Source organism: Avibacterium paragallinarum (assembly GCF_900450705.1).
GTDB lineage: Bacteria > Pseudomonadota > Gammaproteobacteria > Enterobacterales > Pasteurellaceae > Avibacterium > Avibacterium paragallinarum.
Genome location: NZ_UGHK01000002.1, coordinates 1,255,277 through 1,275,465 on the forward strand (window position 1 = coordinate 1,255,277; position 20,189 = coordinate 1,275,465).

Below are 20,189 nucleotides of genomic sequence, written 5' to 3' on the forward strand. Positions count from 1 at the left end.
TCTAAAATGCCCGATATCAAACTTTTCACTGGTAATGCGACGCCAGAGCTAGCAAAACGAATTTCTGAACGCTTATATACATCTTTAGGAGATGCGACTGTAGGCAGATTCAGTGACGGAGAAATCCAAGTTCAGATCAATGAAAACGTACGGGGGAGCGATGTTTTTATTATTCAATCTACTTGTGCTCCAACAAACGATAACCTAATGGAATTAATTGTGATGGTAGACGCTCTACGCCGTGCTTCTGCTGGTCGCATCACTGCAGTAATTCCTTATTTTGGCTATGCTAGACAAGATCGTCGCGTTCGTTCTGCTCGTGTACCTATCACTGCCAAAGTTGTTGCTGACTTTTTATCTAGTGTCGGTGTTGATCGTGTTTTAACCTGTGATCTTCATGCCGAACAAATTCAGGGATTCTTTGATGTCCCCGTTGATAATGTATTTGGCTCGCCTGTATTAATTCATGATATCTTGAAAAAAACTGATCTTGAAAACCCTATTGTCGTATCACCAGATATTGGTGGGGTTGTACGAGCTCGTGCCGTTGCAAAACTCTTGAACGATACAGATATGGCGATTATTGATAAACGTCGTCCGAAAGCGAATGTGTCACAAGTTATGCATATCATTGGTGACGTTTCCGAACGGGATTGTATATTAGTAGATGATATGATTGATACTGGCGGAACATTATGCAAGGCTGCTGAAGCTCTTAAAGAAAGGGGAGCAAAACGTGTTTTCGCTTATGCAACTCACGCTGTATTCTCAGGGGCTGCTGCAAAAAATATCGCTAGTGATGCCCTTGATGAAATTGTAGTAACAGATACCATCCCTCTTTCTCCTGAAATTAAAGCATTAGGGAAAGTTCGCGTTCTTACCCTTTCTGGTATGCTTGCTGAAGCAATCCGCCGTATTAGCAACGAAGAATCCATTTCAGCTATGTTTAACTAAGATAAAAAGGCTAATTTAATCAATTAGCCTTTTTTTATTAACATAAAATATAATTTCTACATCTTATCGTCTAGTAAACTTTCGAGGATAGCCAACAAAATTCAAAATGAGATAACCCCATATACTCAATAATGAATCTATCCACCAGCTAACTTTACGCTAAAATTTTTTTCCTCTAAAAGTTGTTTCAGTAAATCTCGTTTATCACCTTGAATTTCAATCATACCATTTTTGATTGAGCCTCCGCAGCCACAACGTTTCTTTAATTCCGTGGTTAGTGCCTTCATTTCATCATAAGGCAAATTAAGCCCTTTGATAACACTAACCGCACTCCCCTTACGCCCACTTACCTGGCGTTCAATACGAATAATGCCATCTCCATAAGAAAAAGAAATAGGTTGTTTTTTCTGCTTTTTTTCCTTTTCTATCCGACCGATTTCTGTCGAATAAACTAACGTTTCTTCCATCATCATTATTATTACTCGATAGAAGAGTTAATAGAACGCAACATTTCAGCCGGATTCTCAGCCTGAGTAATAGGACGACCAATAACAAGATAATCTGAGCCAGCTTGAATAGCAGCTGCAGGAGTCATCACCCTTCGTTGATCGCCAAAGTCAGCTCCAATTGGTCTAATTCCTGGTGTAATTAATTTAAATTCTTTCCCACAATGTTCACGTAAAATTTCTACTTCTTGTGGAGAACATACAACGCCATCAAGCCCTGCACGCTGTGTTAAATGAGCAAGACGGATTACCTGTTCCATAGGTGATGCATTAATACCAATTTGTAATAAATCTAGATCTTCCATACTAGTTAATACAGTAACACCAATTAATAGTGGAGCCTCTTTACCATAAGGCTCAAGAATATTTTTGGCCTCTTCCATCATTCTTAGCCCACCACTAGCATGCAAATCAACCATCCAAACCCCCAAATCAGCTGCGGAACGAACAGCTCTGGCTACAGTATTTGGAATATCATGAAATTTTAGATCAAGAAATACATCAAAATTTCGGCTATGCAACTGCTTGACAAAGTTAGTCCCTAATGTTGTAAACATTTCTTTCCCTACTTTAAGCCGACATAAGCTGGGATCGAGCTGATCAACTAAAGACAAAGCTTGTGATTCTTTTTCATAATCCAATGCAACAATAACTTTACTAGCCATATTTTTTCCTTAATTAAGTTAACGGTATTCTATATCTTTGGTAGGTTTAATGCTTTCCCATTGTCTGCAAGATGGACAACACCAAATAAGCTTGTGTGTTTGGTAGCCACAATTGGTACAACGATAATCAAATCCCTGTTTAATTCGCTCTCCAACGATCTTATGCAATAAAATTAAACTATCCTTTGCTTTCCCATTTTCAGCAATATCAATTTGATATTGAATAAAACGATGAAACATTATCGTAGTTGGATTTTGCGTAAGATATTGATAGAGTTTAGTCTGTGCGACAAAACTCCCTTCTTTTTCAGCAATAAAATCTGAAAGGGCAAGATCCACAGCACTATTTTTACATATTCTGCTTGCCTTAATGAGAAATAGTTCATAGTCATCAGGCTGTCTTAATTCTTGATAGCAATACTTTAAAATAGGCAATGCCTCGCCAATATAATCTGCATTTTGGTCCAAAATTTTTTCTAAATTTTCGACCGCACTTTGATAATCTAAGTGTAACATATGATATTCAGCTAACAGTAAGGAAGCTCGAATACTTTTAGGATTAGCTTTAAGTGCCTGTTGTAAAAATGGTAGAACATCAATATTATTATTTGCAACATTTTCTGCATATTCACAATAATAGTGTGCAAGCACAATACTATTATGAACATCTGATATCTTTGCAAGTTTTTCTGCCACATTAATCGCTTTTAGCCAGTCTTTCATTGTTTGATATATGAGCATAAGCTGGTTTAAGGCATTCTCTGCAAATTCTGGCTCATCAACTAAAGTAATATATAAACTTTCAGCACGATCAAAAAATCCAACCATCATAAAATCTTTTGCTAGCTGCTGTCTTGCTAATAACTTTTGCTCAAAGCTGTAATTAGGACTGCGTTCAAGAGCTTGATGAATTCTCAATGCTCTATCTACCTCTCCACGTGAACGAAATAAATTTCCTAGCGTAAGTTCAGCCTCAAATTGTGAACCTTTTTCAATTTCATTCTCTTGTTCCTGCTTTTGTAATATATCTAAAAATAAATCCACTGCCTTATCTTGTTGGTTAGACAGCAATAAATTAACGCCAGTAACATAGTCACGGGAGAGCCTATTACTAATATCTTCCTGCTCTTTCTTTGCACTTCGATATCCCATATACCATCCGTAAGCTGCCGCCACAGGAAGTAAGAGAAAGAGCAGTTCAAGCATTATTATCCTTTGTGGTTAATTCAGTAATTTGTAATGATTGACGCTTAATTTTACGCGATAAAGACATATTTTTTAACTTCAGCTTCAAATAAAAGAAACCAGTCACTATCCACCCCAAAATAAATCCAAAACCAAACAAAATTGCAACCAATGTAGAAAGCTGAATCTCATTTTGTGCAAAAATATAATTGAACGTTATAATTTGATCGTTATTAGCACCTACAGTAATCCCAACCAGAATAACAGCAAGTAAAATAATGAAACCTAAAACATATTTAATCATAGGAACCACCTAAAAATCCTTTTCACTATTATGTTACAAATAAATATAAAAAACGACACCAAAGAGTGCCGTTCAATTAGTTGAGTATATTATACCTGAATATCAACACGCATTCTTAAATCTTTACCAGCTTTAAAATGAGGAACTGATTTCGCCTCTAATTCAACTCTAGCTCCTGTTTTAGGATTGCGTCCAATACGTGGCTGACGGAAATGTAATGAAAAACTTCCAAATCCTCGTACTTCCACGCGTTCCCCTCTTTCTAATGTTTGTGCAACTTGTTCAAGAATTTCTCTCACTGCACTTTCTACCTTTTTCAAAGGAAGAGAGGGGTTATTTTGAACTATAAGTTCAATAAGTTCTGACTTAGTCATAAATATTCTCCTAACATCAGCAAATTGGCGTAATTACTAAGCCAATCTTTTACAGGGAATGTAAATTATTCACCTTTTGCTGCTTTGAAAGCTTCAGCCATTGCATTTGGAATAACAATTTCTTCTTTATTCACGCTTGCAACTGCAGCTGCTTCTTCGGCTTGATCTTTCGCTTTCACAGATAAGTGAACAAGACGTGCTTTACGATCCACTCCTGTGTATTTCGCTTCAACAACATCGCCTACTGCAACTTCGCTTGTTAAGTCTGCTGCACGGATATAACCTTCAACTCCGCCATCTAACTCAACTTTTGCACCTTTTGCATCAGCTTCAACAACTTTAGCCGTTACGATAGTTCCTTTTTTGTTTGCCGCAATGAAGTTATTGAATGGATCATCTTCAAGTTGTTTAATACCTAAAGAAATACGCTCTTTCGCTGAATCAACTTGTAAAACGATGGCAGAAACTTCATCACCTTTTTTGTAGTTACGAACCGCTTCTTCACTCGGTACATTCCAAGAAATGTCAGATAAATGAACTAAGCCATCAATACCACCTTCAAGACCGATGAAGATACCGAAATCAGTGATTGACTTGATCTTACCAGTAACTTTATCACCTTTATTGTGAGTTTCAGCAAATTGTAACCACGGGTTAGGTTTGCATTGTTTTAAACCTAAAGAAATACGACGACGTTCTTCGTCAATTTCTAATACCATCACTTCAACAACATCACCAAGGCTCACAACTTTAGATGGGTGAATATTTTTATTTGTCCAATCCATTTCAGAAACGTGAACTAAACCTTCAACCCCATCTAAAATTTCAACGAAACATCCATAATCAGTTAAGTTAGTTACTTTACCTGTTAATTTGCTACCAACTGGGTGATTTTCAGCAATCGCAACCCAAGGATCTTGACCTAATTGTTTTAAGCCTAAAGAAACACGCGTGCGATCTTTATCAAATTTTAATACTTTAACCGTGATTTCATCACCCACATTCACGATTTCGCTTGGGTGTTTAACACGTTTCCAAGCCATATCTGTGATATGTAATAAACCATCAACGCCACCTAAATCAACGAACGCACCGTAGTCAGTTAAGTTTTTAACTGTTCCTTTAACTTCACTACCTTCCGCTAGGTTAGCTAAAATTTCTTCGCGATCTTGGCTGTTTTCTGATTCGATTACAGCACGACGAGAAACAACAACGTTGTTACGTTTTTGATCTAATTTGATTACTTTGAATTCTAATTCTTTACCTAATAAGTGATCCGCATCACGTACAGGGCGAGTATCTACTAATGAACCAGGTAAGAATGCACGAACACCGTTTAACTCAACTGTGAAACCACCTTTCACTTTACCGTTGATTAAACCGATAACAGTTGCTTGATCTTCGTAAGCTTTCTCTAATTCGATCCAAGATTCGTGACGCACTGCTTTTTCACGAGATAATTTAGTTTCACCGAAACCATCTTCAACAGCGTCTAATGCAACGTTTACCACGTCGCCAACTTTAACGTCTAATTCACCTTGTGCATTTTGGAATTCTTCAGCTGGGATACGTGCTTCAGATTTTAAACCTGCATCTACATACACGAAGCCTTTTTCAATAGCAACAACAGTACCGTTAACGATTGAACCTAAACGAGTTTCAAGGTCTTTTAATGATTTTTCAAAGAGTTGAGCAAAAGATTCTGACATAATTAATCTTCTAAATTTAGTTAATAACGTCCACTTTATATCCATAAAAAGTGGGGCTGATAATAAATGTTTATCCTTCCTTGAATAAACTGACGAAAATAATTTAAGCCTTAAAAATCAACCTTTTGGTGGATATAATCAAGGGCTTGAGCAATCACTTCCTCAATACTTAATTCCGTGCTGTCTAACAACAACGCGCCCTCAGCAGGTTTTAAAGGGGCGATTGGGCGATTTCTATCGCGAAAATCACGCTCTTCTATCTCGGCTAAAATCTGTGCAAAGTTACCACTAATTCCCTTAGTTTGCAACTGTTTATAGCGTCTTTTTGCTCTTTCTTCAGTGCTAGCATCTAAAAATAACTTTACTTGTGCATTAGGGAAAACTACGGTTCCCATATCACGCCCATCAGCAATAAGCCCTTTTTCATTGGCAAAACTTTGCTGTAATTGTAATAATGCAGCACGAACTTTCGGGAATACTGCCACTTTAGAAGCAGCATCTGCCACTTCTTGCGTGCGGATTTGGCTGCTAACATCTTCCCTATCTAAAACAATTTTCACTTCATTATCTTTAGGTAAAAAAGCAACATTTAATTGACTTGCCAAATTCGCCAAAGCTACTTCATCATCTAATGGCGCTTGCTTTTTTAAAGCAGCCAATGCGGTAACACGATAAATCGCCCCGCTGTCTAACAAGGCAAAGCCTAGCTTTTGTGCTAGGGCATAGCATAGTGTTCCTTTCCCCGCCCCACTTGGTCCATCAACGGTAATAATCGTATGTTTCACATTAAATTCTCTTTCCAGCACATCATTTTTATTAGAATAACATATTCTAAACATAATAAGATGATTTTCATCTTATGAATTTTGAAGTGCGGTCAAATTTTTTATATTCATTTTGTGATAGCTATCACATTTTAGATATTTTTCTCTTTTCAAAGTCATTCTTTAAAATTATTATTGATAATAATTATCAATAATATTTAGATCAAGTATATGTCTAAACTGCTCGTTCCAATGCTCGGCCTTAGTGTCAGTGTCATACTTATACCAACTTATGCTCAAACACAAAAAATAGATACTCAAAAAATGCAAGCACAATTCTCAATACCTGAAATTGTTATATATGCAGATAAAAATAAATCTTTAACTTCAGTGCTGAAGATTGATTCAGATAAAATGAAAAAAACTCCATCAAAGGGAAATAATATTACGGATTATTTACGTTCCAGCCCTCATATACGCTATGAAAATAGTGATCAAGATGGTTTTCAGCAAGGAGAAATAAAACCCGAAAATATATCAATTAATGGTTCAGATGCTAATCAAACTGCCTATTTTGTCGATAATGTTAATGTTAATAATGATCTAGCTGTTGAACAAGGCATATTTGATGGTGCAATGCAGGTACTGCCAGGAATTTCACATACCCAGGCTTATTTTTTCGATGCGAGTATGCTTTCAAAAGTTGAAGTTCAAGATAGCAACATTTCTGCCAGTTTAGGTGGATTTATGGGAGGAAGCGTAATTGCTAAAACCAAGCAATATAGCGGGCAAGATAGTTTTAAATTGAAATACCGAACAACGCATTCTTCTTGGGCTAAAATGAAACAAGATGATAATGTAAGTCAAGTACTAGAAAAGGTACGCCCAGAAATTGATGGTTCAGCTAGTTTACAACCTAAATATCATAAGCAAAATTTTAGCCTTGTTGCCGAAAAAGGTTTAACTGAAAATATTGGTGCTGTATTAGGGATTAGTCGAAGAACCTCAACCATTAATCAATACCGACTCATCGGTTTTGCCTCCGAAGCCCAACTACATCAACAAGCTCATACTCGCCGTTCTGATAATCTATTATTTAATGTTAATTGGAATATTAATGACAATAACCGATTAGAATTAAATACTCGCTATTCTAACTATCGAGAAGAAAAATATTCGCAAACAAATATCAATGGAAATGTTTCAGATTACCATAGTGCAATGGGTGCAACACTCGCTTGGGTAAGCGCCTTTAATTCTGGCGTTTTAACTAATACTCTTGCTTATGATCACTTTAAAGATAGCCGGTATTCTAGTGCTAATTATGTAGAAATTGTCTCTGTTTCTGATGAAAATTATGAACCACTTTATGATTATGAAAAAGGCGGCTATGGAAACAGTCAATTAAAACAAACCAATCTTCATTATTCAACAGAATATGCTTTTGAACCTTTTAATATAGGAGCAGCTCGCCATTCCATTTCTCTAGGAGGAATTTATCAATTAACCCACTATAAATTTCATCGTGGTGAAAATGTTTATGCAAAAACAGGAATGGCAACATTAGGGGAATCTGAAGAAAATATTTTTTGGTTTCCAATGGGAGATAATGGTTCAACTATTGCAACAACCTATCGCGGCAATGCGAAAGTACATTATCAAAATATCGCATTATATGCCGAAGATTTGATAACTAGGAAAAATTTAGAATTCCGACCAGGTATTAGATTTGAGCGTGATGATTATTTAAAAAATAACAATTTCTCTCCCCGTTTTGTTGCTAAATATTCCCCTTGGGATAATACGGGAATTACTTTAGGCTTAAATCGTTATTACGGGCGTTCTTTTTCCTCTTTAAAATTGACAAATGAAATTTTAAAAATTAATCGTGATACTGAGAATATTAGAGATTTTATGCTCTCAGGTAAATTAAAAACGCCTCATTCTGATGAATTAAGTGTAACTTTTGAGCAAAAATACCACAATATTTTAGCTAAAATAGGTTATATTCATCGTAAATATAAAAATCGCATTATTCTAAAACAGAAAGATGTTAATGGAGAGAAAATAAAATATTACACCAATAGTAATCCTTATAATGTCGATATTTATACTTTACAAGTTGAGAATAGCGAACCATTTAAATTAGGAAGTACACATTGGAATGCTTCTTTAGGCTTTGATTGGCTAAAAACAAAACGCTCGGATCTTGATAAAGATATTGATCCCAATGAACTTATTTATCTTGATGGTAAATTAATGACTCGTCATACAATGCAGCAAAAAGTAAATGCTAATACAGAAGACTGGATTGCGAGATTAGGTATTGATATGGCTATTCCTAATTGGGACTTAACTTGGTCAAATCGAATTTATATCAAAGCCCCAATCAAAGGTTATGAAGAAATCATCAATATTGAATATCCAGATGGAATATCTCGCTATCGAACCTTTGATTATGGCTCGCATACCCAATGGGATATGAGTTTACGTTGGCGGCCAAAATTTGCTGGAAAACATTCTGTTTATCTACAAGTTGATGCACTGAATGTTCTCAACCAAACTCGAAAAATTCGTTCCGTTTCTCTGTCAAATAATTCCGAATATAGCCTTTATACACCAGGTCGTGAATTTTGGTTAGAAATAGGATATGAATTTTAACGCAATTTATCTGTAAGAATCTCTATATCTACAAACATTATATAGGGATTTTTACCTTTTTTATTTTGGGAAAAATAATGAAAAAACTAACCGCACTTTTCTTTATCTTCTTCATTCTCTCAGCTTGTCAAATAAATACCAAAGAACAGCTGTCAATGCCATTACCTTCTGATCCTAATTTGCAGTATGGAAAATTAGAAAATGGATTGACCTATTACATAATGAAAAATGTTGAGCCAGCAAATCGCGTTTATATTCGATTAGTGATTAATGCGGGTTCTATGCACGAAGAGGAAGATCAAAAAGGTATTGCTCATTTGGTAGAGCATATGGCATTTAATGGCTCCAAAAAATATCCTGAAAACCAAATTATTTATGCTCTCGAAAAATTAGGTATGAAATTTGCTCGAGATATTAATGCCTTTACCGATTTTGAAAATACAGTTTACACCCTTAATCTGGATAAAAATGATCCTGAGAGTTTCACTTTAGCTTTTGACGTTTTAAATGAATGGATACATCACCTTACAATTTTAAAGAAAGATTTAGATGCTGAACGCGGTGTTGTAGAGGAAGAATGGCGTCGCCGCTTAAGTCCAATGCTACGGTTAGGAGATAAAAAAAGTGCAATTGAAATGGCTGGCTCTCGCTATATTCTACGAGATCCTATTGGTGATATGAATATTATTCGTACCATTTCTCAGCAACGCGTTGCTGATTTTTATCATAAGTGGTACAGACCTGATAATATGTCGCTTATCATTGTTGGAGATATTGATACAAAAGTGATAATAAAGCAATTAAAACAACAACTTGATATCAAAAAAGCGATAAATCAGCCACCTATACCTAAAATTGATTTTTCAATTCCGTTAATCAATCAGTGGCGTTTAGCAACAGTTGCTGAAAAAGGAACAAATATTCCCGTGATTGAATTTAGTTTCTTTGAAACTTTTGATAATAAAATAAATACATTATCAGCATACCGACAAGATTTATTACAACAAATTCTTATTCGTTTAATTAATCTACGTTTACAAGATTGGGAAAAGCAAGAAAATAAAAATATTGAATCCGTTAATTTTTATCGTACACATTTAGGTCGAGAAACAATACAGAATATTTTTTCATTACAGCTTTTTAATACAGATTATAAAAAGGTAATCAGAAATTTATTTAACTTTATTGCAGAAATTAAACAGCAAGGATTTTCAAAACAAGAATTTGAACAAGAAATAAAAAGATTAATTCAATTAAATAAAAAGCAACGCACACTAAGATCAGGGAGCTTAAAAATTGCAGATGATCTGATTATTTCTGCTGCCAATAACCAAATTGTTATTAGCCCAGAAGATCGCTATCAATTAAACCAACGATTTCTAAATACAATTTCTTTAGAGGAAATTAATCAGCAATTTGAACAACTACTTGCCATTAAAGCAAAATTATTACTGATTACACAGCCTTACCCAGCGGGTTCTTTATCTTTAACGCAAAAGAACATAGAAAATATGTGGCAAGAAGCACTTTCTACGAAACAGCAACCTTGGCAAATTAAAACCAATCACGTCCAATTTCCCCCTTTAGAAATAGAATATGGAGAAATTAAAAAAGTAAAATATTGGAAAAAAGGCGATATTACAGAATATCAATTATCCAATGGCAGTAAATTAATTTATCACTATAGTGATAAAATGCCGAATCAAGTTTATTTTAAAGCTATTACTCAGGGCGGATTACGAACAGTGTCGCCTAATGACTATCATTTATTTAAAACCGCAGTAACACTTACTGATGATTCAGGGATAAATGTATTAACCCTTTCACAAATTAATCAGCTATTTAGCCAAAGTCCAATCGCTTTTGCAACAATCCTTGATGATTATAAGCAGGGATTCACGGCTGTTGGAAAAACAGATCAGTTAGAGAGTTTATTAAAACTTTTCCGTTTAAAATTACAAGGAACGCCTGTTTCTGAGAATGCACTTGAACGCTATAAAAAAGAGACTCAAGAATATATAACACAAATTGATACAGAAACGCTTTTTATGAAAAAGATTCTTGAACAACGCTATCCTCATATTCCTTTTATCTATAATGCCAAACCAGAACAGCTTCTCAATTTTTCCACCCAACAATTAACCGATTTTTATCATCAAGCCATATTAGGTAAAACAGATTTTACCTATTTTATTATTGGTGATATTGAGCAAAGCAAGGTTGAAAATTTAGCTCGTCATTATCTTTCTTCCGTGCCTGTAAAAAAACAGCAACGGCAAGCTTACGAGATTTCTCCGCAAATACCAGCTAAAACATTAATAATGAATGGGCTAAAAGAACCTAGAGCGGATGTTGAAATTTATTTAACCGCAAAGCATCAATGGCAACCCGAATTGCAATATCAATTAGATTTACTTAGTGATATTTTACAGGAAAAATTACGACGGGTTTTACGCGAACAAGCGTCAGGTGTATATACAATAGAGAGCTGGTTTACCCAAGAAAAAGAGCAATCCAAAATTGAAGGAAAAATTGCATTTAGTTGTGCACCAGAGAGAGTCCAAGAACTAAGCCAAAAAACCTACCAGATTCTTGACGAAATCAGTCAAAATGGAATTGACAGCCAATTCTTACAGAAGAAAATTCAAGAAAAGCACCGACAAATTAAACAACAATTTGATACATTGCTTTCAGTGGCAAATATCATAGAACAAAGTTTTTGGCATACAGAAAGTAACGAAGAAATCTATCTGTATCAACATTTGGAACAAATCGCGAGCAAAGAAAATATAGATCTCCTCGCAGAGAAAGTTTTACAGCCGAAAGCCAGATTTAGAGCCGTATTGATGCCTTAAGCCTCTAAAATAAGGAATACCGCATCTTATTTAAAGTAAAAGTGCGGTATTTTTTGTGAACTATTTTTATTCAAATCGCTTAGCTAACTCAGCTTCGAGTTGATCGAGCATTTCATAACGTTTGCGGTACATTGAACGTTTTTTACTTTGAATTTCTTCTAAGGGTTTGCGTTCAATACTGAGGGGGAGTTGCCAATAGCCTTTTGCGTTTAATGTCCCATTATTTTCTTGCCAAAATTCATCATAATTAAAAATCAAGCGTTTAGAGTCGTTCCAACGGTATTTGGCTTGGCGTTTATGGGCGATGCCGATTAATTCGCAATCGGATTGTGTGGCGAGCATTTTGAAAGCATTGACAATCATAAACATCGGGCGAATGCCGTGTAATTGTTTGGTGGCTGTTCGCACGAGATCTTGTGCCACTTCCCCTTTTGGCCCTTGAATTGAGGCAATCAAAATTTGGTTTGGGGATAAAAAGCTGAATGAGGCATCGTAAACACTGCGTTGGCTTTCATTATCATAAATATTCAACGAGAAAAATCCTTCCAGCGGATCAATCTGATTTAGGTTTAGTTGTAGTGATAATTGCTCTGTGAGCTGGGATAATACTACACTTTTTTGCGTAACTAATTTTTGACAGAAATCCACGCCCCATTTTTCTTCGGCAAGTAGAAAATGCTGTGAAATCGCATTCAAACGTTGCTCGGCATTAAAGGTTTTATCGCAATAGGCGTATAACAAACTGTTTGTGCGGTATAAGTTTTGATTAAAAAATTCCGCCCAAAGCGGATTTGTGTTTAAAAACGCAACGAGTTGCTGGCATTGTTTACGGTATAACAATGTTCTCCCTGCATAACGCAACGCTTCGCGTAAACGCTTTAAGCGGCGTTTTTCATTGGGATACAGTTGAGCAAAGGAAGGAAAAGAAAATTCTGTGGTCATAAAAATACCGTAAGTCTGCCAAATTGAGGGGAAAATTCTAATAAAAAACCACCGCACTTTCAATCAGGAAAAAGCTATCTGAAAAAAGTGCGGTGCAATTTTTGCGAGATTTTGATTAATCTTGCTTATTATTTAATTGTGGTAAAAAAGAGTCTTTGGAAATACTCAATAGCCCTGTTTGGGTGTAAATACCTAATTTATCGCGAGTATCCACAATGTCTAAGTTACGCATTGTTAATTGACCGATACGATCTAATGGATCGAATGGCGCATTTTCAATTTTTTCCATACTCAAACGCTCTGGGTGATAAGTGCTGTTTGCTGATGAGGTGTTTAAGATGGAATAATCGTTCCCGCGGCGTAATTCAAGGGTAACTTCGCCTGTAATCGCACGCGCAACCCAACGCTGAGCAGTTTCACGCAACATTAGGGCTTGAGGGTCGAACCAGCGACCTTGATACAACAAGCGACCTAAACGTAAGCCGTTGATACGGTATTGTTCGATAGTGTCTTCATTGTGAATTGCACTGAGCAGGCGTTCGTACGCGATGTGTAATAACGCCATTCCCGGGGCTTCATAAATACCGCGAGATTTCGCTTCAATAATGCGATTTTCGATTTGATCTGACATTCCCAAGCCGTGGCGACCACCAATGCGGTTGGCTTCAAGGAAAAGTTCAACTAAATCGCTGAATGATTTGCCATTCAATGCTACTGGCACGCCTTCTTCAAAGCGAACGGTCACTTCTTCAGGTTTGATTTCCACATCTTCACGCCAGAATGGCACGCCCATAATTGGGTTCACAATGCGAATGCCACGGCTGAGTAATTCAAGATCTTTCGCTTCGTGGGTTGCACCAAGCATATTGGAATCGGTCGAATAGGCTTTTTCCACTGACATTTTGTATTCAAAACCGTTGGCAATTAAAAATTCTGACATTTCGTGGCGACCGCCCAATTCTTCGATAAAACGGTTGTCCAACCAAGGTTTGTAGATTTTTAAATTTGGGTTAGTTAATAAGCCGTAACGATAGAAACGTTCAATGTCGTTGCCTTTGAAGGTACTACCATCGCCCCAGATATTTACATCATCTTCTTTCATTGCAGAAACTAACATTGTGCCTGTTACCGCACGCCCTAATGGGGTGGTGTTGAAATAGGTCGCACCGCCCGTTGAAATGTGGAACGCACCGCATTGAATGGCTGCGATCCCTTCGTGAGCAAGCTGGCTGCGACAATCAATCAAGCGAGCATTTTCCGCACCGTATTCCATCGCTTTACGTGGAATAGCATTGTAATCCTCTTCATCAGGCTGACCTAAATTGGCGGTGTAAGCATAAGGAATCGCCCCATTTTGACGCATCCAAAGCAATGCGGCACTGGTGTCTAATCCACCTGAAAAGGCAATCCCTACTTTTTGTCCAACTGGAAGGCTTTGTAAAATTGTGTTTGACATAGTAATCCCTATATTTGATTTTAAATTTGCGTTGGTGTGATTTTAAATCGGCTTATTATCAATGAAATCCCCCATAAAGTCCATTGCCCGTTACAGAGTTTTTTCCCCATCGGCGATCATTAAATCAGGATCGGGATATTGATAAACAAAATCCAATTCTTGACAAATTTTGTTGCCCGCAATAATCCGCATTGGATCATTCGCGGAACAAACAAAGTGCGGTGCGATTAAATGAAGTTTTTCCGCCATTTTGCCATAATATTCCGCTTTGCTCGGGTGTTGTGGAGCGACGAGGTGATATAAACGCTGCCCGCTTGGCGTTTCCAACAAAAGCTGAATGGCTCTGGCACAGTCGTCAATATGCACCAAATTAATCGGCGTGTTGCCTTGTGGCAAATCGCTTTTTCCCGCGAGAGCATAAACGGGGTGGCGATCCGCCCCCACTAGCCCCGCAAAGCGAATAATGTCGCAATCAATATTCGCCAAACTGGCTAGCCATTGTTCAATTTCTAACAAGCCCCGTCCGATTTCGCTATCAGGTTGAGGCGATTGGCTTTCGGCGAAATGCCCATTTTGCTGTGGGAAAACGGAAGTTGAGCTGATAAAAATAAAGTGTTGCACGCCGTTGAGTAAGGCTTCATTCACCAAATGTTTAATGCCTTGTACATACTGTTGCACATCGAAAAAATATTGACTCGGCGGAATATTAATCACCACAGTTTCCACCGAAAATAAGGCAGCGAGATCGTCAGGATCAGCATTAATTTCAGGCTCTAACAAGAGATGATAGGTTTCCAGCCGCATTAATCGCATTTGCTCCACACCGCTATGGGTGCGTTTTGTGCCTTTCACCGCCCAACCTAAATTTTTCAGATGACGAGCAAGGGGCAAGCCCAACCAACCTAATCCAACGATTGCAACAGATCGCATAATCCCTCAAAAACGTTAATTCAAAGTGCGGTTAATTTTAGCGGAATATCTTCTTTTTGTATATTCCACAAGGGTTTAGCTAAAAAAACGTTCACTAAAACACCTTACCATTTATAAGTTAAATGTTACGGTTTTCCCAGTAGGCAATTCAATAGATAAATTTAGAACACCGCCCATTGCTTCAATATAACGCTTCACTGATGATAATTTTATATCATTACCCCGTTTCTCAAGTGCAACAACTGATGGCTGAGAAATATTCAAAGCTTCCGCCATTTGCTTTTGGGAAAGCTCCAATTCTTCACGAATGCGATAAAGTTGTAATTCCATTCGCATATCATCTGCTATCGCTTTTACTTTGGCTTGCTTTTCTGCTGGCAGTTTATTCATTAAATCTTTAAATGCTACGCTCATTTTATTGCTCCTTTAAAAATTCAGAAAGGTAATTATCATAAGTTTGTTCGGCGAGTGTGATCATCTCTTTGTAAAAGAGCTTTTCTTTTTTGCCTTTTTTATCTCCCCCACATAGCACAATAGCCTGTCGAATGGGATCAAATATATAAAACAAACGGAAAACGGATAATTTAGACTGTACTCTCAATTCTTTTAAATTGGTATATTTAGAACCTTGAATAGTATCGGCATAAGGTCTGCCTAATTGCGGTCCTTCTGTTGATAATAACGCTAATGCCGCATAGACTTTTAATAAGTCATCTTCTGCTAATGTTTCAAGCCAATTTAAAAGTGGGTCTTGTAAAATAACTTCCCATTCTTGTTTCATACAGCGATTACCTTTTATTACTTAATATAGATTTTAATCTATATTTAATAACCGAACAAGAAATTTACAACCACACTTAAACTAAGTGCGGTCGGTTTTTAGTGAATTTTTAACGCATATTCAATGGCTTAGAATATGGTTTTTTGCGTATTTTGATAATTTCCGCTTTCAAGAAGCTCGTTACTTTATTATAAAAAAGCAATGTTTTAATTAAGGAAATCTGAACCGAAAAATCACCGCACTTAAAATTTATTTAGTTAAAAGATCCAAGGCTTCTTGATATTTATCCACTGTTTTTTGGATCACTTCAGTAGGAACACGTGGAGCGGGCGGTTCTTTGTTCCAGCCACTGTTTTCCAGCCAATCGCGGATAAATTGTTTATCAAAAGAAGGTGGATTGATACCCTCTTGGTAAGTATCCACCGACCAAAAACGGCTTGAATCTGGCGTAAGCACTTCGTCCATTAGGGTGAGTGTGCCATTTTCGTCCAAGCCAAATTCAAATTTGGTATCACAAATAATAATGCCTTTAGTCAGGGCATATTCTGCCGCTGCTTGATAGAGAGCGAGGGCTTTTTCTTTCACTTGAGCCGCTAATTCTGCCCCAATCAATTTTTCGAATTCTGCGTAGCTGATATTAATGTCGTGATTGCCCACTTCTTCTTTGCTTGACGGGGTGAAAATGGGTTCGGGTAATTTGCTCGCTTCCTGTAAGCCCTGTGGTAGCACCAGCCAGCAAATTGTTCCCGTTTGCTGATAATCTTTCAGCCCGCTGCCCGTGAGATAACCGCGTACGATAGATTCAATTTTAATCGGTGTTAAGCGTTTGCACACCACCGCACGATCTTTAACTAAATCCGCTTCCGCTTTCGGCAACACGTCATACAGGCTTTCTCCTGTTAGGTGGTTCGGCATAATATGTGCCAATTTGTTAAACCAAAAATTGGAAATTTGGGTCAAGATTTCCCCTTTGCGAGGAATGGGATCGGTTAAGATCACATCAAATGCCGACAGCCTGTCCGTTGCCACCATTAGCATTCGTTTCTCATCGATCTCATAGAGATCTCGCACTTTTCCCGAATAGATTTTTTTCAAACTTAATTCGCTCATTTTCAGCCTCTGTTGCTTTGTGAAAAAACTGCCGTCTATTGTACCGCACTTTTGCCCTATTTACGCAAACGATTGCTTAATTTTTTTATTTTCGTAAAAAAGAAATAAAAGATTGAGAATAAAGGCAATATCAGGGAAAATAGCTCCTATTTTTCGCCATAAAAAGAATGATGAGAGAACAATGTCTGTAAACGATTATCCACAACAAGTTAATAAACGCCGAACTTTCGCGATTATTTCCCACCCCGATGCGGGGAAAACCACCATTACGGAAAAAGTGTTGCTTTACGGCAATGCCATTCAAAAAGCAGGATCGGTAAAGGGGAAAGGCTCAGCCCAGCACGCAAAATCAGACTGGATGGAAATGGAAAAACAACGGGGAATTTCTATCACCACCTCCGTAATGCAATTTCCTTATAACGATTGCTTGGTGAATTTGCTTGATACCCCCGGACACGAAGATTTCTCGGAAGATACTTACCGCACTTTAACCGCCGTAGATAGCTGTTTAATGGTGATCGACAGTGCCAAAGGGGTGGAAGAACGTACCATTAAATTAATGGAAGTTACCCGTCTGCGTGATACCCCAATTCTCACTTTTATGAATAAATTAGACCGCGATATTCGCGATCCAATGGAATTGTTGGACGAAGTGGAAAGCGTGCTAAATATCCATTGTGCACCGATCACTTGGCCGATTGGCTGCGGAAAGCTTTTCAAAGGGGTTTATCATTTATACAAAGATGAAACCTATCTTTACCAGACTGGACAAGGGCATACCATTCAAGAGGTTCGCATCGTTAAAGGCTTGGATAATCCTGAGCTAGATGCTGCCGTAGGCACGGATTTAGCCCAACAACTGCGTGAGGAATTAGAGCTAGTCAAAGGGGCATCGAACGAATTTGATTTATCCCTCTTTTTGAGCGGCGAGCTAACGCCTGTTTTCTTCGGTACGGCATTAGGCAATTTTGGGGTAGATCATTTCCTTGACGGCTTAACCGAATGGGTGCCTGCACCGCAAGCACGCCAAGCGGATACTCGTCTGGTTGAAAGTAGCGAAGAAAAGCTCACGGGCTTTGTGTTTAAAATTCAAGCCAATATGGATCCAAAACACCGCGACCGCGTCGCCTTTATGCGTGTGGTTTCGGGAAAATATGAAAAAGGAATGAAGCTCCGCCACGTTCGTATCGGCAAAGATGTGGTGATTTCTGATGCTCTGACCTTTATGGCAGGCGATCGCACCCACGCCGAAGAAGCCTATGCGGGCGATATTATCGGCTTGCATAATCACGGCACGATCCAAATTGGCGATACGTTCACACAAGGGGAAGAACTGAAATTCACGGGCATTCCAAACTTCGCCCCTGAGCTATTCCGCCGTATTCGTCTGAAAGATCCGCTCAAACAAAAACAGCTGTTGAAAGGCTTAGTTCAACTTTCGGAAGAAGGGGCGGTGCAAGTTTTCCGCCCGCTCACCAACAACGACCTCATCGTAGGTGCGGTTGGTGTGCTGCAATTTGATGTGGTGGTATCACGCTTGAAATCCGAATATAACGTTGAAGCCATTTATGAAACCGTCAATGTGGCAACGGCTCGCTGGGTTGAATGCTCAGATGCGAAAAAATTTGAAGAATTTAAACGCAAAAATGAACAAAACCTCGCTCTAGACGGCGGCGACAACCTCACCTACATTGCCCCAACAATGGTAAACCTCAACCTTGCCCAAGAGCGTTATCCTGATGTGGCGTTCTTTAAAACAAGGGAACACTAACCCCGCAACGCTAAAAGGGAGGGCAATTGCTCTCCCCAAAAAATCACTGTATTCGGGTATATTACTAAAGCATAATTTTTGTTTCTTTATTGTCCCAAATGCATCACGATTCATTGGTAAAGAAAACCGATATAAATTATTTGATGCTAACAACCTCCAGCGGGCTTTACATCAAAATACTACTCATATGATCTTTAAATCAGAATCTTACCTTGCTTTGAGCTTAAATAGTTATAAAATTCGTTTTACATCTTTCTTTAGTAGATTAGTAATAAAAAAGCAGATCCGAAGATCTGCTTTTTTCGATTCGCCATTTTACAATGATTATTTCGTCATTGCAGCAACTTCTGCAGCGAAGTCAGTTTCAACTTTTTCGATACCTTCACCCACTTCAAAGCGTAAGAATGAAACCACTTCTGCACCTTTCTCTTTTAGTAATTCACCCACTGATTTAGAAGGATCCATTACGAAAGGCTGGCCAGTTAAAGACACTTCACCAGTGAATTTCTTCATACGACCTTCAACCATTTTTTCAGCGATTTCGCGTGGTTTACCAGATTGCATTGCGATATCCACTTGGATTTGACGCTCGTGTTCTACTACGTCTGCAGGTACATCACTTGGATTTACATATTCTGGACGGCTTGCTGCAACGTGCATTGCAACGTGTTTCACTAATTCTTCATCAGCGTTTACTGCACCCACTAATACACCAATTTTCGCACCGTGTAAGTATGAACCTACAACTGGTGCTTGTACTGAACCAACGCGGCGGATTGTCATATTCTCACCGATTTTAGCCACTAATGCAGCACGTTTTTCTTCAAATTCAGCTTGTAATGCTTCAATGGTTACGCCTTTGTTGTTTAATGCGTAATCTGCTACTTCATTTGCTAAACCTAAGAAACCTGCGTCTTTTGCTACGAAGTCAGTTTCACAGTTCATTTCAATCATTACGCCGTAGTCGCCAGCAACACGTGCGATGATAACACCTTCAGCAGCAACACGACCTGCTTTTTTCGCCGCTTTTGCTTGACCTGATTTACGCATATTATCAATCGCTAATTCGATATCACCGTTTGCTTCTACTAATGCTTTTTTACATTCCATCATACCTGCGCCGGTACGATCACGAAGTTCTTTTACTAAAGATGCTGTAATTTCAGCCATTTTAAAATCCTCTATCCACAAAATTTGATGCGATTTTTGACCGCACTTATGT

Annotated in this window: 18 protein-coding genes; 4 read left to right on the top strand and 14 right to left on the bottom strand. The window is 37.9% G+C overall.

Annotated features, from left to right (window positions below; all coding sequences use genetic code 11):
* The first annotated feature begins 6 nt into the window (after positions 1–6).
* Positions 7–954, top strand: a complete 948-nt coding sequence (locus tag DXZ23_RS10965) for a ribose-phosphate pyrophosphokinase (RefSeq protein WP_017806996.1) — start codon at positions 7–9, stop codon at positions 952–954.
* Between the two features lie 137 nt (positions 955–1,091).
* Here the strand turns inward: DXZ23_RS10965 and yciH are convergent, their stop codons facing one another.
* The 7 genes from yciH to cmk all read right to left on the bottom strand — a co-directional run bounded on the left by yciH (position 1,092) and on the right by cmk (position 6,536).
* Positions 1,092–1,421 carry a stress response translation initiation inhibitor YciH gene (yciH, locus tag DXZ23_RS10970; protein WP_017806997.1) on the bottom strand — a complete coding sequence of 110 codons (330 nt, stop codon included), beginning with the start codon at positions 1,419–1,421 and terminating at the stop codon, positions 1,092–1,094.
* Between the two features lie 11 nt (positions 1,422–1,432).
* Positions 1,433–2,125 carry an orotidine-5'-phosphate decarboxylase gene (pyrF, locus tag DXZ23_RS10975; RefSeq protein ID WP_017806998.1) on the bottom strand — a complete coding sequence of 231 codons (693 nt, stop codon included), beginning with the start codon at positions 2,123–2,125 and terminating at the stop codon, positions 1,433–1,435.
* An 18-nt stretch (positions 2,126–2,143) separates the two neighbouring features.
* Positions 2,144–3,331 carry a lipopolysaccharide assembly protein LapB gene (gene lapB / locus DXZ23_RS10980; RefSeq protein ID WP_017806999.1) on the bottom strand — a complete coding sequence of 396 codons (1,188 nt, stop codon included), beginning with the start codon at positions 3,329–3,331 and terminating at the stop codon, positions 2,144–2,146.
* Positions 3,324–3,614, bottom strand: a complete 291-nt coding sequence (locus DXZ23_RS10985) for a LapA family protein (RefSeq protein WP_017807000.1) — start codon at positions 3,612–3,614, stop codon at positions 3,324–3,326. Before DXZ23_RS10985 ends, lapB begins: the two co-directional genes overlap by 8 nt.
* Before the next feature lie 89 nt (positions 3,615–3,703).
* Positions 3,704–3,988 (bottom strand): integration host factor subunit beta, encoded by a 285-nt coding sequence (locus DXZ23_RS10990; protein ID WP_017807001.1) that lies wholly within the window; start codon positions 3,986–3,988, stop codon positions 3,704–3,706.
* A gap of 65 nt (positions 3,989–4,053) precedes the next feature.
* Positions 4,054–5,697, bottom strand: a complete 1,644-nt coding sequence (rpsA, locus tag DXZ23_RS10995) for a 30S ribosomal protein S1 (protein ID WP_017807002.1) — start codon at positions 5,695–5,697, stop codon at positions 4,054–4,056.
* Positions 5,698–5,807: 110 nt separating this feature from the next.
* Positions 5,808–6,536, bottom strand: coding sequence for a (d)CMP kinase (cmk, locus tag DXZ23_RS11000; protein ID WP_017807003.1), 729 nt, complete (start codon positions 6,534–6,536; stop codon positions 5,808–5,810).
* Between the two features lie 156 nt (positions 6,537–6,692).
* Here cmk and DXZ23_RS11005 point away from each other — a divergent pair, with 156 nt between their 5' ends.
* Both DXZ23_RS11005 and DXZ23_RS11010 read left to right on the top strand, forming a co-directional pair.
* A complete protein-coding gene (locus tag DXZ23_RS11005) occupies positions 6,693–9,122 on the top strand; it encodes a TonB-dependent receptor plug domain-containing protein (RefSeq protein WP_021724602.1) in 2,430 nt (809 codons plus the stop codon).
* Between the two features lie 77 nt (positions 9,123–9,199).
* Positions 9,200–11,977 (top strand): M16 family metallopeptidase, encoded by a 2,778-nt coding sequence (locus DXZ23_RS11010; RefSeq protein ID WP_017807005.1) that lies wholly within the window; start codon positions 9,200–9,202, stop codon positions 11,975–11,977.
* A 66-nt stretch (positions 11,978–12,043) separates the two neighbouring features.
* Here DXZ23_RS11010 and DXZ23_RS11015 read toward each other — a convergent pair whose 3' ends face one another.
* The 6 genes from DXZ23_RS11015 to DXZ23_RS11040 all read right to left on the bottom strand — a co-directional run bounded on the left by DXZ23_RS11015 (position 12,044) and on the right by DXZ23_RS11040 (position 17,196).
* Positions 12,044–12,919, bottom strand: a complete 876-nt coding sequence (locus tag DXZ23_RS11015; protein WP_017807006.1) for a VirK/YbjX family protein — start codon at positions 12,917–12,919, stop codon at positions 12,044–12,046.
* Between the two features lie 115 nt (positions 12,920–13,034).
* A complete protein-coding gene (argG, locus tag DXZ23_RS11020) occupies positions 13,035–14,375 on the bottom strand; it encodes an argininosuccinate synthase (protein ID WP_017807007.1) in 1,341 nt (446 codons plus the stop codon).
* 90 nt (positions 14,376–14,465) lie between these two features.
* Entirely contained in the window at positions 14,466–15,305 is an 840-nt protein-coding gene (locus DXZ23_RS11025; protein ID WP_017807008.1) for an SDR family oxidoreductase, read from the bottom strand.
* A 111-nt stretch (positions 15,306–15,416) separates the two neighbouring features.
* Positions 15,417–15,719: a helix-turn-helix domain-containing protein gene (locus DXZ23_RS11030; protein WP_017807009.1), complete on the bottom strand. Its 303-nt coding sequence runs from the start codon at positions 15,717–15,719 to the stop codon at positions 15,417–15,419.
* A 1-nt stretch (position 15,720) separates the two neighbouring features.
* Entirely contained in the window at positions 15,721–16,086 is a 366-nt protein-coding gene (locus DXZ23_RS11035) for a type II toxin-antitoxin system RelE/ParE family toxin (RefSeq protein WP_017807010.1), read from the bottom strand.
* 249 nt (positions 16,087–16,335) lie between these two features.
* On the bottom strand, positions 16,336–17,196 hold the full coding sequence (locus DXZ23_RS11040) for a phosphoribosylaminoimidazolesuccinocarboxamide synthase (protein ID WP_021724605.1): 861 nt from the start codon (positions 17,194–17,196) through the stop codon (positions 16,336–16,338).
* A 181-nt stretch (positions 17,197–17,377) separates the two neighbouring features.
* Between DXZ23_RS11040 and prfC the strand changes: the two genes are divergently transcribed.
* Positions 17,378–18,967 (top strand): peptide chain release factor 3, encoded by a 1,590-nt coding sequence (gene prfC, locus DXZ23_RS11045; RefSeq protein WP_103846626.1) that lies wholly within the window; start codon positions 17,378–17,380, stop codon positions 18,965–18,967.
* A 324-nt stretch (positions 18,968–19,291) separates the two neighbouring features.
* On the opposite strand, the gene tsf is transcribed toward prfC, so the two are convergent.
* A complete protein-coding gene (gene tsf / locus DXZ23_RS11050) occupies positions 19,292–20,137 on the bottom strand; it encodes a translation elongation factor Ts (protein ID WP_017807013.1) in 846 nt (281 codons plus the stop codon).
* Positions 20,138–20,189 lie beyond the last annotated feature (52 nt).

Excerpts from the sequence above, each read along its gene's own strand:
- DXZ23_RS11010 (WP_017807005.1), top strand. The coding sequence starts at position 9,200 with ATGAAAAAACTAACCGCACTTTTCTTTATCTTCTTCATTCTCTCAGCT.
- DXZ23_RS10990 (WP_017807001.1), bottom strand. The coding sequence starts at position 3,988 with ATGACTAAGTCAGAACTTATTGAACTTATAGTTCAAAATAACCCCTCT.
- DXZ23_RS11025 (WP_017807008.1), bottom strand. The coding sequence starts at position 15,305 with ATGCGATCTGTTGCAATCGTTGGATTAGGTTGGTTGGGCTTGCCCCTT.
- DXZ23_RS11030 (WP_017807009.1), bottom strand. The coding sequence starts at position 15,719 with ATGAGCGTAGCATTTAAAGATTTAATGAATAAACTGCCAGCAGAAAAG.
- DXZ23_RS11005 (WP_021724602.1), top strand. The coding sequence starts at position 6,693 with ATGTCTAAACTGCTCGTTCCAATGCTCGGCCTTAGTGTCAGTGTCATA.
- DXZ23_RS11040 (WP_021724605.1), bottom strand. The coding sequence starts at position 17,196 with ATGAGCGAATTAAGTTTGAAAAAAATCTATTCGGGAAAAGTGCGAGAT.
- DXZ23_RS11035 (WP_017807010.1), bottom strand. The coding sequence starts at position 16,086 with ATGAAACAAGAATGGGAAGTTATTTTACAAGACCCACTTTTAAATTGG.
- rpsA (WP_017807002.1), bottom strand. The coding sequence starts at position 5,697 with ATGTCAGAATCTTTTGCTCAACTCTTTGAAAAATCATTAAAAGACCTT.
- DXZ23_RS10965 (WP_017806996.1), top strand. The coding sequence starts at position 7 with ATGCCCGATATCAAACTTTTCACTGGTAATGCGACGCCAGAGCTAGCA.
- DXZ23_RS11015 (WP_017807006.1), bottom strand. The coding sequence starts at position 12,919 with ATGACCACAGAATTTTCTTTTCCTTCCTTTGCTCAACTGTATCCCAAT.
- lapB (WP_017806999.1), bottom strand. The coding sequence starts at position 3,331 with ATGCTTGAACTGCTCTTTCTCTTACTTCCTGTGGCGGCAGCTTACGGA.
- yciH (WP_017806997.1), bottom strand. The coding sequence starts at position 1,421 with ATGGAAGAAACGTTAGTTTATTCGACAGAAATCGGTCGGATAGAAAAG.
- cmk (WP_017807003.1), bottom strand. The coding sequence starts at position 6,536 with ATGTTTAGAATATGTTATTCTAATAAAAATGATGTGCTGGAAAGAGAA.
- tsf (WP_017807013.1), bottom strand. The coding sequence starts at position 20,137 with ATGGCTGAAATTACAGCATCTTTAGTAAAAGAACTTCGTGATCGTACC.
- prfC (WP_103846626.1), top strand. The coding sequence starts at position 17,378 with ATGTCTGTAAACGATTATCCACAACAAGTTAATAAACGCCGAACTTTC.
- DXZ23_RS10985 (WP_017807000.1), bottom strand. The coding sequence starts at position 3,614 with ATGATTAAATATGTTTTAGGTTTCATTATTTTACTTGCTGTTATTCTG.
- argG (WP_017807007.1), bottom strand. The coding sequence starts at position 14,375 with ATGTCAAACACAATTTTACAAAGCCTTCCAGTTGGACAAAAAGTAGGG.
- pyrF (WP_017806998.1), bottom strand. The coding sequence starts at position 2,125 with ATGGCTAGTAAAGTTATTGTTGCATTGGATTATGAAAAAGAATCACAA.